17 protein-coding genes and 1 tRNA gene are annotated in these 15346 nt (G+C 63.2%); 6 read left to right on the plus strand and 12 right to left on the minus strand.

Annotated elements, in window-relative coordinates:
* From GMO_RS01180 to queE, 3 genes are read right to left on the minus strand one after another with little or no spacing between them, the layout of a single operon-like run.
* Positions 1 to 537: a 6-pyruvoyl trahydropterin synthase family protein gene (locus GMO_RS01180; protein WP_008850410.1), complete on the minus strand. Its 537-nt coding sequence runs from the start codon at positions 535 to 537 to the stop codon at positions 1 to 3.
* Positions 534 to 1250, minus strand: a complete 717-nt coding sequence (gene queC / locus GMO_RS01185; RefSeq protein WP_008850411.1) for a 7-cyano-7-deazaguanine synthase QueC — start codon at positions 1248 to 1250, stop codon at positions 534 to 536. The genes GMO_RS01180 and queC overlap by 4 nt, the downstream gene beginning before the upstream one ends.
* Entirely contained in the window at positions 1247 to 1888 is a 642-nt protein-coding gene (gene queE / locus GMO_RS01190; protein ID WP_040507607.1) for a 7-carboxy-7-deazaguanine synthase, read from the minus strand. Before queE ends, queC begins: the two co-directional genes overlap by 4 nt.
* A gap of 122 nt (positions 1889 to 2010) precedes the next feature.
* Here queE and GMO_RS01195 point away from each other — a divergent pair, with 122 nt between their 5' ends.
* Together GMO_RS01195 and GMO_RS01200 are read left to right on the plus strand one after the other, a co-directional pair.
* Positions 2011 to 2850, plus strand: coding sequence for an ABC transporter permease (locus tag GMO_RS01195; protein WP_008850413.1), 840 nt, complete (start codon positions 2011 to 2013; stop codon positions 2848 to 2850).
* A 3-nt stretch (positions 2851 to 2853) separates the two neighbouring features.
* Complete coding sequence (locus GMO_RS01200; RefSeq protein WP_008850414.1) at positions 2854 to 3621, plus strand: ABC transporter ATP-binding protein; 768 nt, start codon at positions 2854 to 2856, stop codon at positions 3619 to 3621.
* Between the two features lie 4 nt (positions 3622 to 3625).
* Here GMO_RS01200 and GMO_RS01205 read toward each other — a convergent pair whose 3' ends face one another.
* Both GMO_RS01205 and GMO_RS01210 read right to left on the minus strand, forming a co-directional pair.
* Positions 3626 to 3973 (minus strand): DUF3147 family protein, encoded by a 348-nt coding sequence (locus GMO_RS01205; protein ID WP_008850415.1) that lies wholly within the window; start codon positions 3971 to 3973, stop codon positions 3626 to 3628.
* A 93-nt stretch (positions 3974 to 4066) separates the two neighbouring features.
* A tRNA-Asp gene (locus GMO_RS01210) sits at positions 4067 to 4143 on the minus strand.
* A gap of 219 nt (positions 4144 to 4362) precedes the next feature.
* On the opposite strand from GMO_RS01210, the gene GMO_RS01215 reads away from it, so the two are divergent.
* Together GMO_RS01215 and GMO_RS14925 are read left to right on the plus strand one after the other, a co-directional pair.
* Positions 4363 to 5379, plus strand: coding sequence for a retroviral-like aspartic protease family protein (locus tag GMO_RS01215; protein ID WP_008850416.1), 1017 nt, complete (start codon positions 4363 to 4365; stop codon positions 5377 to 5379).
* Positions 5358 to 5456: a hypothetical protein gene (locus GMO_RS14925; RefSeq protein WP_175282559.1), complete on the plus strand. Its 99-nt coding sequence runs from the start codon at positions 5358 to 5360 to the stop codon at positions 5454 to 5456. The genes GMO_RS01215 and GMO_RS14925 overlap by 22 nt, the downstream gene beginning before the upstream one ends.
* 290 nt (positions 5457 to 5746) lie before the next feature.
* Here GMO_RS14925 and GMO_RS01225 read toward each other — a convergent pair whose 3' ends face one another.
* Together GMO_RS01225 and GMO_RS01230 are read right to left on the minus strand one after the other, a co-directional pair.
* Positions 5747 to 6646 carry a 4-(cytidine 5'-diphospho)-2-C-methyl-D-erythritol kinase gene (locus tag GMO_RS01225; protein ID WP_008850418.1) on the minus strand — a complete coding sequence of 300 codons (900 nt, stop codon included), beginning with the start codon at positions 6644 to 6646 and terminating at the stop codon, positions 5747 to 5749.
* On the minus strand, positions 6643 to 8418 hold the full coding sequence (locus GMO_RS01230) for a tetratricopeptide repeat protein (RefSeq protein WP_008850419.1): 1776 nt from the start codon (positions 8416 to 8418) through the stop codon (positions 6643 to 6645). Before GMO_RS01230 ends, GMO_RS01225 begins: the two co-directional genes overlap by 4 nt.
* Positions 8419 to 8471: 53 nt before the next feature.
* On the opposite strand from GMO_RS01230, the gene GMO_RS01235 reads away from it, so the two are divergent.
* Both GMO_RS01235 and GMO_RS01240 read left to right on the plus strand, forming a co-directional pair.
* Positions 8472 to 9287: a uracil-DNA glycosylase gene (locus GMO_RS01235; RefSeq protein WP_008850420.1), complete on the plus strand. Its 816-nt coding sequence runs from the start codon at positions 8472 to 8474 to the stop codon at positions 9285 to 9287.
* Between the two features lie 207 nt (positions 9288 to 9494).
* Positions 9495 to 11420 (plus strand): transglycosylase SLT domain-containing protein, encoded by a 1926-nt coding sequence (locus GMO_RS01240; RefSeq protein WP_040507331.1) that lies wholly within the window; start codon positions 9495 to 9497, stop codon positions 11418 to 11420.
* Positions 11421 to 11483: 63 nt separating this feature from the next.
* Here the strand turns inward: GMO_RS01240 and GMO_RS01245 are convergent, their stop codons facing one another.
* The 5 genes from GMO_RS01245 to ccmA all read right to left on the minus strand — a co-directional run bounded on the left by GMO_RS01245 (position 11484) and on the right by ccmA (position 15277).
* Complete coding sequence (locus GMO_RS01245) at positions 11484 to 12062, minus strand: YqaA family protein (protein WP_008850422.1); 579 nt, start codon at positions 12060 to 12062, stop codon at positions 11484 to 11486.
* A gap of 173 nt (positions 12063 to 12235) precedes the next feature.
* Positions 12236 to 13390, minus strand: coding sequence for a CrcB family protein (locus tag GMO_RS13685; RefSeq protein WP_008850423.1), 1155 nt, complete (start codon positions 13388 to 13390; stop codon positions 12236 to 12238).
* A gap of 102 nt (positions 13391 to 13492) precedes the next feature.
* Positions 13493 to 13690: a hypothetical protein gene (locus GMO_RS01255; protein ID WP_139064336.1), complete on the minus strand. Its 198-nt coding sequence runs from the start codon at positions 13688 to 13690 to the stop codon at positions 13493 to 13495.
* A gap of 295 nt (positions 13691 to 13985) precedes the next feature.
* The gene (gene ccmB / locus GMO_RS01260; protein WP_008850425.1) at positions 13986 to 14651 is read right to left on the minus strand and encodes a heme exporter protein CcmB; all 666 of its coding nucleotides are present in this window, start codon (positions 14649 to 14651) and stop codon (positions 13986 to 13988) included.
* Positions 14648 to 15277, minus strand: a complete 630-nt coding sequence (gene ccmA, locus GMO_RS01265) for a heme ABC exporter ATP-binding protein CcmA (protein ID WP_008850426.1) — start codon at positions 15275 to 15277, stop codon at positions 14648 to 14650. Before ccmA ends, ccmB begins: the two co-directional genes overlap by 4 nt.
* Positions 15278 to 15346 lie beyond the last annotated feature (69 nt).

Below are 15346 nucleotides of genomic sequence, written 5' to 3' on the forward strand. Positions count from 1 at the left end.
TCAGGGAAGGTCGGAAATGCTCTGGTCCGGCCGGTTCCACCAGCAGTCCTTTGCCGGGCGGTTCACCACCGGCAGGTAATGCTGCGGGTTGCCGCCCAGCCGGACGGTGTTGGTGGGCGTTTCTTCCAGTTCGATCTCATGAACGCGGAGGATGTCGCCCTGATCCGCCAGAAAAGCTGTCAGCTTGGCGAGCATGAGCGCGGCCATCAGTTCCGTTGTTGGATCACCGGGGGTTACGACGATGCGTTCTGCCCGCTGTGGCTCGTTCTGCCGGAACCACGCCAGCAGCGGGTCCGTCTCCGAAAGCTGGAGTGAATGATCCAGTGCCTCGTCCACAAAGCCGTGCCAGCGGGCCTTGGCCTCGGCGAAGGGCAGGATCATGTTCACATGTCCGTCCAGCCGCGCCTGTTTCGCCGGGCGCAGCGTGACACGGACATATTCGTTATGTCCGTGCGGAATGGCGCAGCGCTCGCTGCTGCCGGTAATCAGCCGGTGCCCCATGCAGAAGCGGCGGGTGAAAATGAGTTCCGCGGTCATGCCGGGTCCTTCCGTGCGGAGCCTTCACGATACCGGCGCCAGCCCTCCGCCCTGAGGTTGCAGGCCGGGCACGCGCCGCAGCCATAGCCCCAGTCATGGCGGTGCGTCCGGTCTCCCATGTAACAGGAATGGCTGTCCCGGTTGATCAGATCGACCAGTGGCGCGCCGCCCAGTGCTTCCGTCAGATCCCAGGTCTGAGCCTTGTCAATCCACATCAGGGGCGTATGCAGGACGAAACGGCTGTCCATGCCGAGGTTCAGGGCAACCTGAAGCGCCTTGATCGTATCGTCCCGGCAGTCGGGATAGCCGGAATAATCCGTCTCGCAGACGCCGGTGACGATGTGCTTCGCTCCTCGGCGATAGGCGAGGGCCGCGGCGAAGGTCAGAAAGATCAGGTTCCGTCCGGGGACAAAGGTATTGGGCAGACCGCTTTCGCTGAAGCCGATCTCCGCTTCCCGTGTCAGGGCCGTGTCGGACAGGGCACCCAGGGAGGCGAGGTCGATTGTATGGTCCTCGCCCAGACGTGCTTTCCACTCGGGAGAGAACGCCGCCATCTCGTGGCGCAGGGTTTCCCGGCAGTCCAGTTCCACCGCATGGCGCTGCCCGTATGCATAACCCACGGTCTCCACCCGGTCGAAACGGGAGAGGGCCCAGGCCAGGCAGGTCGCAGAATCCTGACCGCCGGAAAACAGGACGAGTGCGGTGTTGCTCATGGAATACCAATCATCTTGTGCGTTTGGAGCGAGAGGCGCCATTGCGGATGTTTCAGGCAATAGGCCACGGCGGCCTGTGTATTGTCCGCCCTGGCCGGTCCATCCATTGGCTGAAGCCAGAAATGACGGAAGTCCAGCGCTGTGAACATCTCGGGCGGAAGCTCTGTCTGGGGATGGACGAGCTTGAGTTCCGAGCCGCTTGTCTGGACCAGGGGGCCGCCCGGTTTCGGGCTGACGCAGATCCAGTCGATTCCATCCGGCGCGGCAATGGTGCCATTCGTCTCCACCGCGATTTCGAACCTCCGTGCCCTGACGGCGGCGATCAGTGGGGCATCAAGCTGGAGCAGGGGCTCGCCGCCGGTGAAGACCACATAGCGGCGGCCCGATTCATCGGCGGCATCCGTCCAGCAGGTTTCGATGGCGTCGGCGAGGGCTTCGGCCGTTCCGAAGCGGGCGCCGCCTTCGCCATCCGTTCCGATGAAATCCGTATCGCAGAAGCGGCAGGCGGCGGTGGCGCGGTCCTGCTCGCGCCCGGACCACAGGTTGCAGCCCGCGAACCGGCAGAAGACGGACGCGCGTCCTGTCTGCGCGCCCTCGCCCTGGAGGGTCGCGAACATTTCCTTCACAGCATATGACATGAGGGCAGGATGTCGGCGAGGATGGCGTTCGATGCAAGGGAAATCGTCGTGTTTTTTCCAGTCCACAGGTTTCATTCGGGGACGGGGGTGGGCAGCGGCGTCTTTCATGGTAGGGAGAGCGCATGGAAGACCGCAAATCCCATGCTCCCGTGCTTGATCTGGCGCCCCGGAAGGGCTGGGATCTTGTCCGTGCCGCGCTGGACGATCTGAAAGCCGGATACCGGCTGCTGCCGCTCGCCCTGACGCTGGGCTGGCTGGACATCAAGCTGCGTTACCGGGGGTCGGTGCTTGGTCCGTTCTGGCTGACGATCTCCACGGCGGTGATGATCGGGGCGATGGGGCTGATCTACGGCTACCTGTTCCACATGGACCTGAAGCACTATCTGCCGTTTCTGTCCCTTTCGCTGGTGCTGTGGGGGTATATCGGGGCTGTGGTGAATGACGGGACGACGGTTTTCACGCAGAGCACGTCCCTGTTCCATTCCATGCGGATTCCCGCCACGCTTCCCGTGATCCGGGTCATCGTGCGCAATATCCTGACGCTGCTGCACAATGTCGTCGTGATTGCCGTTGTCTTCGCCATTTTCCATGTCTGGCCGCGGGAAAGTTGGAGCCTGCTGGTCAGTCTGCCCCTCTGGCTGCTGGACAGCTTTGCCCTCATTATGATGATCGGGATGCTGGGGGCGCGCTTTCGCGACATTTCGCCGATCATGGCGTCCATCATGCAGATCTTCTTTTTCGTGACGCCCGTCATCTGGCAGCCGGACCTGATCTATGCCGGCCGGCAGTACCTTCTGCTGGACCCGTTCTATCCCATTCTGGAAATCCTGCGCGGGCCGCTGCTGGGGCATGATGTCCGTACCTCGATCTGGCTGGCGGCCATCGGGCAGAGCATCTGCCTGTGGGGGCTGATGACGGTTCTGTTCTGTCGCCTGCGGGCCCGCATTCCATACTGGATCTGAATCATGCCCAAGATCAGTGTCGATCGTCTGCGGATCGATTTTCCGCTCTATCATGGGCAGAGCCGCTCCCTGAAAAAACATCTGGGGCAGAAGATCGCGAAGCTGCGTCCCGGTTCTCCGGCTGCGCATCTCATGCAGGACATGCGGGACAGGACCGTGGTGAGCGTGCTGCGTGACATCAGCTTTATGCTTTCTCCGGGGGAGCGTCTGGGCCTGATCGGCAGCAACGGTGCAGGCAAGACGACCCTTCTGCGGGCGCTGGCCGGAATTTACGAGCCGGTGGACGGCCATGTGCGGCTGGAAGGGACGATCGGCACGCTGCTGGATGGCAGTATGGGCATGAACATGGACCTGACAGGCCGTGAGAACATTCGCCTGCATGGCCTTCATGCAGGGCTAACCCGCGAGCAGATCGCCGCCGTGGATGAGGATGTCCAGGCCTTTGCGGAACTGGGGCCGTATATGGATCTTCCCGTGAAGGCCTACAGTTCCGGCATGACAGTTCGTCTGGCTTTCGGGCTTGCGACGGCGACGGCGCCGCAGATCCTCCTGATGGACGAATGGTTCCTTGCCGGGGACGGGACGTTCATGAACAAGGCGCAGGTTCGGCTGGAGACACTGGTCCAGCAGGCTGAAATCCTGGTGCTGTCCACCCATCAGCCGGACGTGATGCGCAAGTGGTGCACGCGGGTTCTGTGGCTTGAAAACGGCAGCATCCGGATGGACGGGACACCGGACGAAGTTCTGGCCACCTATCTGGCGGAAGCCTGATCAGTCACAGCCGCAGTCCGAAGCGCGGCGCCAGAACCGTCATGAGGGTGTAGAGCCCCGCTGTCAGTGCGCAGCCTAGCCCGAGGCAGAGCCAGAATGGAACACCAGCCCGCAGGAGGGCTGGAATCAGCAGGAACATCGGCAGGGATGGCAGAACGTACCAGAAGGTGGCGGCGGAATGATCCGCCATCAGGGCAGAATCGGGTTTTTCCAGCCAGAGCCATGCCATTCCCATGACCGAGACAAGCGGCAGGGACGCCACAAGCGCTCCGAAACCGGGATAACGCCGCGCCAGCGTGGACGCACAGCCGATCAGCAGCCCGGACAGGATACATTTGAAGACGAAAAACATGGCATCCCTTGTGTAAGGGAAAGCGCATCGGGCTGGAAACCACTGATTTTTTCGGGGAGAAAAACGCGCACTCTATCAGGGAAATATGAAGAGTGGCGCGAGTGACGGGGCTCGAACCCGCGACCTCCGGCGTGACAGGCCGGCGCTCTAACCAACTGAGCTACACCCGCAATCGCTTGAAGCGATCTCTGGTAACCGTCCGTTCGGGGCCATGTCTGGCGTCCTCTCGGTCGGTGGCGGTGATGTATCAAGGCACTGCCGGAGTGGCAATAGGCTTTTTCAAAAAAAGTCTCTTCTGGCTAAAATTCCTGCCGGGCCAGTTCCCGGAATGGAACATATCTGTAACATAAAGATACGAAGCATTGTCCCGTTCAGGAGCCAGACTCTTCATGCGCCATTTCAGAAACCCGGCTGTTTTTCTGCTTATGCTGGCCGGGCTGGCGGCCTGTGCGGAAGAGCCGAAGAAATGCACGCTTTACGTCAGCGGCACCATGCCGGTGCTGAATACGGTTGGATCGCCGATCGTGCGCGCGGCGATCAATGGTCATCCCGTGGCGCTTGGAGTGGATACGGGGGCGTTCAACAGCATCATCGGTGAGCAGTACGCCATACCACTGGGCACCGAGGGCACCGCAAACAGCGTGCTGGTGCATGGTGTCGGAGGGGATACATTCGCTCAGGTCGTGGTTGTCGACAAACTCGACATGGGCACGTCTTCCGCCAGCAATATCATGATGATCGCCGGCGGGAAATTTCCCGGTCATATCGGGGACCTGCCCATTGTGGGGCTCTTCGGACGCGATTTCCTCAGAAATTACGACACGATCGTGGACATGCCCAGTCACCGGGTCGAGCTGGTCACGGCCCGGGGCTGTCACTCCGCCACGCCGGCCTGGAGCGGGCCTGTCCATGCCGTGCCGGTATATGAGGCTGCGGGGGAAAATCCGCCCCAGTCCGTTCAGCTGGACATGAAGCTGAATGGACGCAGCGTCGAGACCACGCTGGATACGGGGGCCAGCCGGACCCTCGTCACCAGAGCCGCGGCCCATCGTGCGGGAGTGACGAACGCCATGCTGGAACAGGACCCGTATTCAACGGGATATGGCATGACGCGGGATCCGATGAAGATCTATCGCCACCGTTTCCAGACCCTTCAGATCGGGGACATGACCTTTCATGATGTCGTTCTGAGTGTGGGAGGGGACATTCCTGGCGCGGAGGCCCTTCTGGGCGCGGATCTGATGCGGCATTACCGCCTCTGGATTCCCCGGTTCGGGAACAGGGTTTATTTCCAGCATGACAAGGACATCCCGGCTGACGGGACGGATCAGGCCGGGGGCGTTACGCCCCCGGCCCTGAAAGTCGGCCTGAAGGTCAGCTGGGTGTGGCCGGCGTGCTGCGGATGATGGTCTTGTGCTTCTGGAGCCCGCTGATGAGCTGGTCGGTGTCCTTCGGACCGAAGACCACGCCGACGGGACCATAGGCCGGATGCTGGAATGCCAGCAGCGAGCCTTCCGTCAGTGTGTCGATCTGAAGGGCCCAGTTCGTTTTGTAGACGGGATTGAAGCGTGCGCCTGTAATGGGGGGGAGTGTTTTGCCTTCCATCAGGCTGGCATGGGCTGCGCCGAGGCTGGTGATCAACTGGCCCAGCTGGTTTTCATCAAGTTCAATGCTGCCGGTCAATCCGCTGTTTTCCAGAAAGGAAAGAAGGATTTTCTGTCCGTCTTCCGAGCGGGTGACCTGCATACGCGGTCCTGACATGCTCTTTGTCCTTCACGCTTTTTCGGCGGTGGAGTCATTCTGGTGGAAAGCGCCGGCCCATGTCCACCACGCTGATGCCGTATCCGATAATTTGATGGATTTTTCAGCTGCTTTCGCATCGTCCGGTGTGGCGAAAACCCCGAAGCATGTTGCGCCCGAGCCACTCATCCGGGCCAAGAGGCAGGTGTCCTGGTGTGCGATCGCGTCCAGAACCGTCCCGATGACCGGGCAGTGGCTGACGGCCAGGGCCTGAAGGTCGTTGGTTGTCCGCTTCAGATCCGCGACCATGGCGGTGGCCGTGTCCCACCGGTCCGGGAGAACGGGATAGGGGCGTGTCACGATGCCGCCACCCGCCGCGAAGGCGCGGAAGACATCCGGCGTGGAGATTCCCACGCCCGGATTGACCAGCAGAAGGCCTGCGGACGGAAGAACGGGGGCGGGTTTCAGGATTTCCCCGATACCCTGCATCCGTGTTGCGGTCTGGGACACGCAGACGGGCACATCCGCTCCCAGTGTTTCAGCAAGGGGGAAGAGCGCATTGCGACGCACACCCCAGCGCGCCGCCAGAAGGCGGAGCGTGGCGGCTGCATCCGCCGATCCTCCGCCGATTCCCGATGAAACGGGCAGGGCCTTTTCCAGCGACAGGTGAAAGGATTCCGTTTGGCCTGTCTTCTCCTGAAGGGCGCGGGCCGCACGCAGGACGAGGTTATTGTCATCCGCTTCAAGACCGGCCCCGAACGGACCGCCGAGCGAGAGGGACATGCGCTCCGCCGTATTCCCGATGCGGACCTCATCCGCCGCGCCGGCGAAGACTGCCAGACTGTCCAGAAGGTGGTAGCCATCCGCCCGGCGGCCCGTCACATGAAGGAAAAGGTTGATCTTGGCGTGGGCGGTGTCGTGGGTAAGGGTCATCTGCTCCGCTCGAAGGCTGCAAGGTGAGGGCCGCCATGCTGCAGGGCATTCAGGATGAGGGTGCGGTCCTGCGGCTGGGGATTATCGTTGAGGGACTGGTTCCACTGGTCTTCGGCTTCCATCTGCCGGCCCAGATACCAGTATGCCACGCCAAGATGATAGCCGATTTCCGGATCGTTAGGGGCGTGTTCGGCGGCCTGGATGATGAGGGGCAGGGCGGTTTTCAGGTCCGCCCTGTATTTCAGGAGGGCCCAGGCGTAGCTGTCCTGTATGGAGGCGTCATTGGGCTGCAGTTCGACGGCGCGCTTGAGGAGCGAGAGGGCATGGTCGCCGTCCACGTTGTGCTCGATATTGGCATATCCCACGAAATTCAGGACTTCCGGCTGATCCGGCGCCATTTCAAGGGCATGCTTCATGTCATCCTGCGTCATGGCCCAGTTGCCGCTTTCCTCTGCCGCCATGGCCCGTCCGATCAGCAGTGGCCACAGGATATCCTTCCGGGGCGGGGAGGCCTTGAGGGCCTGCGTATAGAGTGTGATCGCTTCCGCATGATGGCCCATCTGATCTTCGACTTCCGCAAGCTGGACCAGGAAATCCGGATTGCCCGGCAACAGGGCGAGCGCGCGGTGAAGCGCTTCCTGCTGGAGGTTGGGGTCGTTGGAGCGGATGGCGAGATTGATGCGTTCCTGCGCGGCGAGACCTGCCAGCGGGTTGTCGGTGGGAATCTGGTCAAGTTCCGCCAGCCCCTTGGAGATCTGGTTGCCGTCACGGAATGTGTCGGCGAGGAAAATGCGTGCGACCGTCAGGGAAGGGTCCAGAAAGAGCGCCTGCTGCAGCGTGATGATGGCAGGATCGCGCGGCATGCCGTTTTCCTGGATGACATCCGTCAGCATCAGGGCCAGCTGGAGGTTCAGCACCGCCGCGCCCTGCCGGGGCGAGGGGGGTGGGCGTCCCTTCAGACTGTGCTGGAGCGGCGTGATCATCAAAGAGGCAAGCGGCGAGGTCACGCCCAGCGCCGTGACCGTGTCCATGGCTTCGTCATGATGTCCGTTGCGTTCCAGCCAGCCGCCGTAAAGCTGGGCGTACAGGACCTGAAGCGTCAGGGGATCATCCGGTATGCTGCCGGTCTTGCGGTAGAGTATTCCGGCCTGTGGGCCGTTATGAAGATGCTCGGCCATCATGGCGGCGTGCAGGAGATACAGCCGGCGCGTGGAGGGCAGGGCGGAGGCTTCCACCATCTGCGCGATGGCCTTTGCGGGGTCACCTTCCGCTACTGTCATCCAGGCCAGGAGAGCCGGTGCGGCGACAGCCATGAGGGGGCCGTGATGGCTGTCATGGCTGAGGATGGAGCGCAGTTTTGTCCAGTCCTGGCTGGCGAAGGCGTTCTGCGCCAGAATCAGCGTGGCGAGATCCCCGCCGGGCAGGCTTTCCGCCAACGAGACGGCTTCCTTCTGCTTGCCCGCCATGGCGGCGTAGCGCATGGCGTCTTCCCGCAGGGGGAGGCTGCGGGGGGACAGTTCAAGGGCGTGAGAGAGCGCCTGATCGGCTGCGTCGATCTCCCCGCGCTGCATCATGACCGTCGCCGCGAGCGTCCAGCCCGTCAGGGAGTGCGCCGGATCAATGAGCGGCAGCGTCGCGGGCGGGAGCGCGGCCAGAGCGCTCCCGCCGAAAGCCGGGACTGCCATGCCGGAGAGGGCGAGTGCAGCCAGCCCTCCGCGCAGAGAGGGTGAAAAAACCTGAAATGATCTGGGCCAGCGGCGCGTGATCTGCATAATGAAGGGACTCTAGACCTCTTGGGGTCATACGCCAACAGAACGGATTCTTCATGACGCCCCAGCCTGTTCCGAGCCGGGCCGAACTCCTTGCCGCGCTGCAACTGCAATACGAGTGGGGTGTGGATGAAGTTCTTTCGGAAACGCCGATCGACCGCCTTGCCGAAGCCCCCCGTAGCCTGCCGCCGCGTCCGGTTCCCGCGGGCGGGCCATCAGCCGGGGCAGGTCCGGTCCGGACAGCCCGTCCTGCGGAAAAGGATGTTGCGCTGGAGCAGGCTCCTGACCTGCCCACCCTGATTCGGCTCAGCGAGGCGCTTGATGACCTGTTCCTGGCGCGGACGGCGACCCATCGGCTGGAACCGCTTTCTGTTGCGGATGCGCCGTTCATGCTGGTCGGTGAAACGCCGGATGCGGCTGAGGACCGTTCGGGAACGCTGTTCGCCGGGCGGGCGGGTGTGCTGCTGGATGCCATGCTGTCCTCGGTCGGGCTGACGCGGGACATGCTGTCCATGGCGCCCGCCATCCCCTGGCGCCCTCCCGGAGGGCGCAGCGCCACGGAACAGGAAATGCGGGCCTGTCGCCCTCTGCTGCTGCGGACGATTGCATTGTGTCGGCCGCCTGTTCTCGTGACGATGGGGGCAACGCCCCTGAAGATGCTTCTGGGGGAGCAGGCCATGCTCAACCGCATGCGGGGGCGGTGGGCGGAGGTGTCGATTCCCGGATGTCCGGAGCTGCTGCCCCTGTTGCCCATGCGGCACCCGCTTCAGCTTTCCGCCAGCCCCGCTGCGCGGCGGAATGCATGGCAGGATCTGCTGCTTCTGATGGACAGAGTCCGCCCTTCAGAAACGGGACTTCCTGTGTCCGGATAAACTCCATAAAAAAACTGTCCGAAAACGCAAAAAAGTCTCTTGAAACCGCTGTTTGCCACTGGATTGTTTCGGTTCGGCTCGTTATCATGGCCCAGTCCGAGGTTGTGGGCTGATTAACAAAATCTTGCCAAGCCACTCGAAAGCAGGTAGCACCCGCCTGCTATGCGAAGGATAACCCCTTTCATTTCAGGAAGTACCGCTCGTGCCATGCTAGTGAGCGTGCTGATTCTGGCCGGCGGAACATTTTCCCCGGCAAGAGCCGAAGGCGCTCGGAATTTTCCGCCCCAGCCGGGTGGGACGAGCGACGAGACGGCTTTTGCCGAGGTCCGTCCGGCGCTGGGTGGCGACGGGGCCGTGTCCCTGCCGCATCCCCTGAGCGCCGCCGTGGCCAGCCGGTACCGCCTGATCTTCCGGTCCCAGCGTGACGGTGATCTTCGAACCGCGCAGGAGCAGATGCGCCTGGTGAGTGATCACGTCCTGTTCGGGGATGTTCTGGCCGAGCGCTATCTGGCGCCCGGCGCCCACCCTGCCGCGGACCAGCTCCGCGACTGGCTGAAAAACTATTCCAGCAATCCGGACGCCAACGCCGTTCAGGCGCTGCTCGTGAAAACGGCTCCTGCCGGTTCCGTGACGCTCCAGTCCTACATTCAGCCTCTGGCACCTGATGCCCGGCCGGAAAACGTGCATGTCACGTCTCCTGCTCCGGACCCGCTGGCCCATGCGTTCACCCGCAACCCGCTGCTGGACCGCACAGTTCAGGAACGGATTTCGTGGGGGCTCAAGGGGGCGGCCAGCGCCCTGCATCTTGTGGATGTCACGCCGGGGATGACCCCGGATTATACTGCCCAGCTTTATGGCGAAGTCGCGCTCGGGATGTTGTCCCAGGGCGAGGCGGAGACTGCGCTGCGGCAGGGATGCGCCGGGTTTGAACGTGGAGCGCATCAGGTCGGGCTTCCGGCCTATGTCGCTGCGCTGGCGGCCTGGCGTGCCGGACATGTCGATGCGGCCTATGATCTGTTCCAGTCCGCGGCGAATGCGCCTCTCACCCCGCCTGATCTGAAAGCCGCCGCCGCGTTCTGGGCGGCGCGGGCAGAGGGGCGGCGCCACGCCATGGCAGGATATGTCGCCTGGCTGCATCGCGCGGCCATCCATCATGAAACGTTCTATGGCCTGCTGGCTGCCCAGACCCTCGAACAGGGACGGCACGGTCATGCGCGTCTGCCGGGCACCAAGATTGAGGTCACGCTTCACGAGCCGACCCCGGTTCTGGCGGAAATCGATGTCGAGGCCATCAATGCTCTGCCACAGGGACGGCAGCTTTTCGCGCTGCTCCAGATTGGTGAGCGCGCCCGTGGCGAGGCCCTGATCCGGCGCATGTGGGTGGATGTCGCGGCGGACAGTGCGCGGGCACGTTCTCTCCAGCTCGTGGCTCAGGCCGCGGGGTTCGAGGATCTGTCCGAGCAGCTTGCGTCTCTGATCATGGGTGGGGCAATGCAGCCTCCGTCCGCGATGTCCCTGCCCATGCCGCGTCTGCGGCCCAGTCATGGTTTCCGCATGGATCCTGCGCTGGTTTACGCGCTGACACGGGTGGAATCGAATTTCGACCCGGCGGCGACATCCGGAGCGGGGGCGCATGGCCTCATGCAGATTCGTCCCGTGACGGCCAGCTTCGTGACGGCCAGTCATATAAGCTATGACGCCCATGGCATGACGATCATCAACATCCCGACAGACATGGTGAGCCGCCTGCACAATCCCTCTTCCAATCTGGAGATCGGGCAGCTTTACGTCCTGTATCTGGCGAACCAGTCCGCCCGCGTTTCCGCCACTGATCCGGCGCATCCCGAAGGCGGAGATCTGGTGCGTGTTCTGGCTTCCTATAATGCGGGGCCCGGTGCTCTGGCGCGGTGGGAAAGTGTGCAGGGCCAGGACATGCATGATCCTCTCTTCTTCATGGAGACGCTCCCCAATGGGGAAACGCGCGACTATGTCCATCATGCGCTGGCCTATACCTGGCTGTATGCGCACCGGATGGGGCTGGCCTCACCGTCCCTGAAAGCCCTGAGCCGGTTTGAATGGCCGTCCTTCGGGGAGGAGCAGGCGCTCGCGACTAGCTCTCTGGCTTTGAACTGACGAACTGAAAAAACCCGGCCCTGAGCCGGGTTTTTTAATACGCGGAACTGGTGTCCGGCGGGATCAGAGCAGTTCAGCCAGTGCCACGCCTGCCAGAATGGCCAGCAGGGACACCAGCAGGACAACCGTCAGGCGTTTTTCGATAAAGACTTTCACGGGTTCGCCAAAAGCTTTCAGCAGCGTGGCTTCCAGAAAGAAACGCGCTCCGCGCGTGAGGATGCTGGCGCCGATGAAAGGCAGAAGCGGATAATGCGCTGCGCCGGCTGCCAGTGTGACGAACTTGTAGGGCAGCGGTGTGAGTCCCTTGCCCAGGATGATCCACACGCCGTATTGCCGGAACAGGCCTTCAAGCGCCAGAATGCGGTGGTCAGCGTGATAGAACCGGGCGATCGGCATGCCGATATGCTGCATCAGGAATGCGCCCAGGACCCATCCCAGAACACCGCCCGTGACGCTTGCGACGGTGCAGATCAGGGCGAGGAAAAAGGCCCGTTCGCGCTGGTTGAGAATGACGGGAACCAGCAGGAGATCGACCGGCAGGGGAAACACGGAGGCTTCGGCGACCGCAATCCCGATCAGCCACCAGACCGCGCGGGGAGAGGCGGAAAGTTCGGATAAGCGGCGGTAAAGGGTATCGGACACGATGGGTTTCCTGCGGGGAGTAGGCACCCCTGCCTACCGTTTCCGCGACGGGATGCAAATCCATCGGTGTTTTTGTCCGACGGTGGAGGCAGCTTTCCGGCAATGTGGGTATCGGGGGGCGAAAGGGACGGTCCTTTTCTGTCCCTCATGGAACAGCATCCCCCGCAGGCCTGTCAGACGCGCGGAAGCATATCCCGCGCAATGAAGAGAAGTGCCATGCCGCTGCCATCGAGCGTCTGATCCACGAGTTCGGAGCGGAGGGGGAAGTCTGCGGCCGGGCTGATGGCCAGCAGATCGGTGCCGCGGCTGACAAAATCCTGAACCAGGCGGGTCATGGCCTGCGGGTCTGATGGCAGGTCATGCCAGCCGGTACAGGTGGCCCGCTTCAGCCAGGGGGCCAACACGGTTTCCATGGATGCCCGGTCTTCGGGGTGCGTTATCAGGGCGATGGAGCGGCCAATATCGCTCTGACGCCCCGCGGGGAGCAGGAGAGTCGGGCGGCTGGCCCGCAGAAGGGAAGCGGCCAGACGACGCCGGGCATAGTGGGTGTGAACGGGGTCATGTTCCAGCACGACCAGGCCGGCCGTACGGGCCTGTTCCTGCACGACGGTGGATCCGTCGCCCCGGACCTCCGTCCATGAAACGGGCTGTCCTGCCGGGCGCAGCCGCTCTTTCAGGCTTTCGCTCCACAGACTGTTCTGCTGCTTCATGGTTCGCAGCCGGGCCGGGGAGAGAATGGAACTGAAGGATTCCGTGTTGTCCAGAAGAGGGTTGTCTTCCAGTGGCGTGTCGAAAGCCAACAGACCGATCGGGCTTTGTGGTCCTACAAGGGTCCGCACGGAGCGCAGGGTACCTTCTGCCGTCCGGGGATCGCGAAGCGCCAGTACCGTGGGGACCGGAGACGTGAGGGAAGCGGTGCGGGTGGGCGATGCCAGGCCGGAAACACGGGTCTGGGTCGCGAGGGCGTATCCTGCCATGGCGGCGAGAAGGCAGGCCATGACGGAGAGGACGATATTCCCGAACGCGGCGGCCGGGCGTCCATCCCGCAGGAGATCGAGGGTCTGCTGTGTGAAGGAGGAGAAGGTCGTGAAACCACCGCAGATTCCGACCATCAGGAAGGCCCGCAGTTCCGGTGAACCTGCGAAGCGGCTGTCCGCCGCCGTCAGCATTCCGACATAGGCAATGATGAACGAACCGACGATGTTGATGAAGACTGTTGGCCAGGGAAGGGCTGATCCCGTCACCGGGGCCAGAACGGCGCCGACCCATGCGCGCCCGACGCTTCCGATGGCGCCCCCAAGCGCAATCAGCAGATAGGTCTGTAGCATGTTCTTTTTTCCCGGCGTTTTAGCAGGGGAATAAAAATGACGGCTTTTGGGACAGGGTGCAACCTCGCCGCCCGCTACGGACGGAGAGACCGGTCTGGTCTGTCAGCCGGGGCTGGAGGACGGGACGCCGGGCGTCAGTTCATGCCGCGGATGTTCGGTTCTCTGTCTGCGGAAGCGAGAGATGGCGGTTTCCAGCTTCGGGCCGTTGAGGGGCGCGACCGGCATGTTTTCCGCTGTGGTTTCCGGGGAAATGTTCCGGTTCCCGACCCGCCGGTTTTCCGCTGTTCTGATGCGGTCCATGTTCATCCTGTGGGATTCTTTCGGGAGCCTATCTTGGTCGCGTGGGCTTCCGGGATTGGCGTGGCGGGCAGGGCTTCGGTCTCCGCCATCAGCCAGTGGCAGGCTTTATACCGACTGGCGGGTGCTGAACGGGGGTGCATGGACTGTCAGTTTCCGTCCTGTCTGGCGGCTGCGGTGCTCAGGCAGGATTTAAGCGACGGGAAGAACGGACGGTGCGGCAGGAAGGGGCCTGAGTGTGAAATGACCGTGGTCCTCTGTCGCGTTACGTCCGTTCCGTCAGAGTGCTTCGGATGGTTTATCCGACAGCGGCTTTCAGTCCCTGTCCGGCTGCCAGAGGGCAGAGGGGCAGACACGCCATCAGGCACGCCCCAAGCAGGTCAAGACTGGCGGCGGGAGAGGTGCCCAGTTGACCGGCATAGGCGGATGCCGCGCCGAAGATCAGCACCGGTGTTGCCAGCGGCAGGACCAGCAGCGGCAGCAGGACGCCGCCCCGGCGGGCGCCCAGCACGATGGACGCCGCCATGCCGCCCAGCAGCGACAGGCACATCGTCCCGAGCGTCAGGCCCAGCAGAAGCAGGGGAAGTTCCGTTCCCTTGACCCCCAGCATGATCCCGAGCGGAATGCTAGCGATCAGCAGCGGTAGGCCCGTCGTCAGCCAGTGCGCCACCATCTTGGCCAGCGCCACGGCGGCGGGCGGCAGGCCCGTCAGCATCAGCAGGTCGAGCGATCCGTCCTCCAGTTCCGAGCCGAAAAGCCTGTCCAGTGGCAGGAGGCAGGCCAGCAGCGCACAGACCCAGACGATGCCTGGTCCCATATGGCGCAGGAGATCAGGCGAGGGGCCGAGCGCCAGCGGAAAGAGGCTGCCACACAGGATGAAGAACAGCAGGGACGCCAGCGTATCCGCGCCAAAGCGCAGGGCCAGCCGGAGATCACGGTCGATCAGGGTCAGAAAGGCGGTCATGACAGCCAGAGCGGCTCGGCATCTGCGAGCGTTTGGAGTTCGTGGGAGCGGACATTGTCCAGCGGCAGGGGCACGTGGGTCGTCACGATCATCGCGCCACCTTTTGCGCGGTGCGCGGCCATGATCGTGCCGAGCCGTTCGATGCTTGCGGTGTCCAGCCCGACGGTCGGCTCATCTAGCAGCCACAGAGGGGCACCGGACAGCACGACCCGGGCGAAAGCGGCGCGGCGCTTCTGCCCGGACGACAGGAGGCGGGCCGGGAGATCGGCCAGGGTATCGAGGTCCAGCGCTTCCAGCGTGTCCGTCATCCTGCCTGTGCCCAGCCGTTCGGCCATGGCGAGATTCTGCGCCAGGGTCAGCCCCGGTTTGAGGGCGTCCTGATGGCCCAGCCAGGCCAGGTCCACGTCGCGGATGACCTGTCCTCCGTCTGGCTGGCGCAATCCGGCGATTGTGCGCAGCAGGGTGGATTTGCCTGCGCCGTTCGGTCCCGTCAGGATCATGGCGTCCCCGGCGTAAAGGGAGAGGGACACATCATCGAGAACCAGCCTGTCTCCACGGAAAACGGTTACGTCCCGGACGTCGAGAAGCGGCGTGGGCGTGGGAGGTGTGTCAGGCGGGCTGTTCATCTGGGTTCCGGCTCTGTCCCGTTCAGGTCACCCCTGTATAGAGACCCTGCGCGCCGCCTCTGCAAGTGC

Source organism: Gluconobacter morbifer G707 (assembly GCF_000234355.1).
Lineage (GTDB): Bacteria > Pseudomonadota > Alphaproteobacteria > Acetobacterales > Acetobacteraceae > Gluconobacter > Gluconobacter morbifer.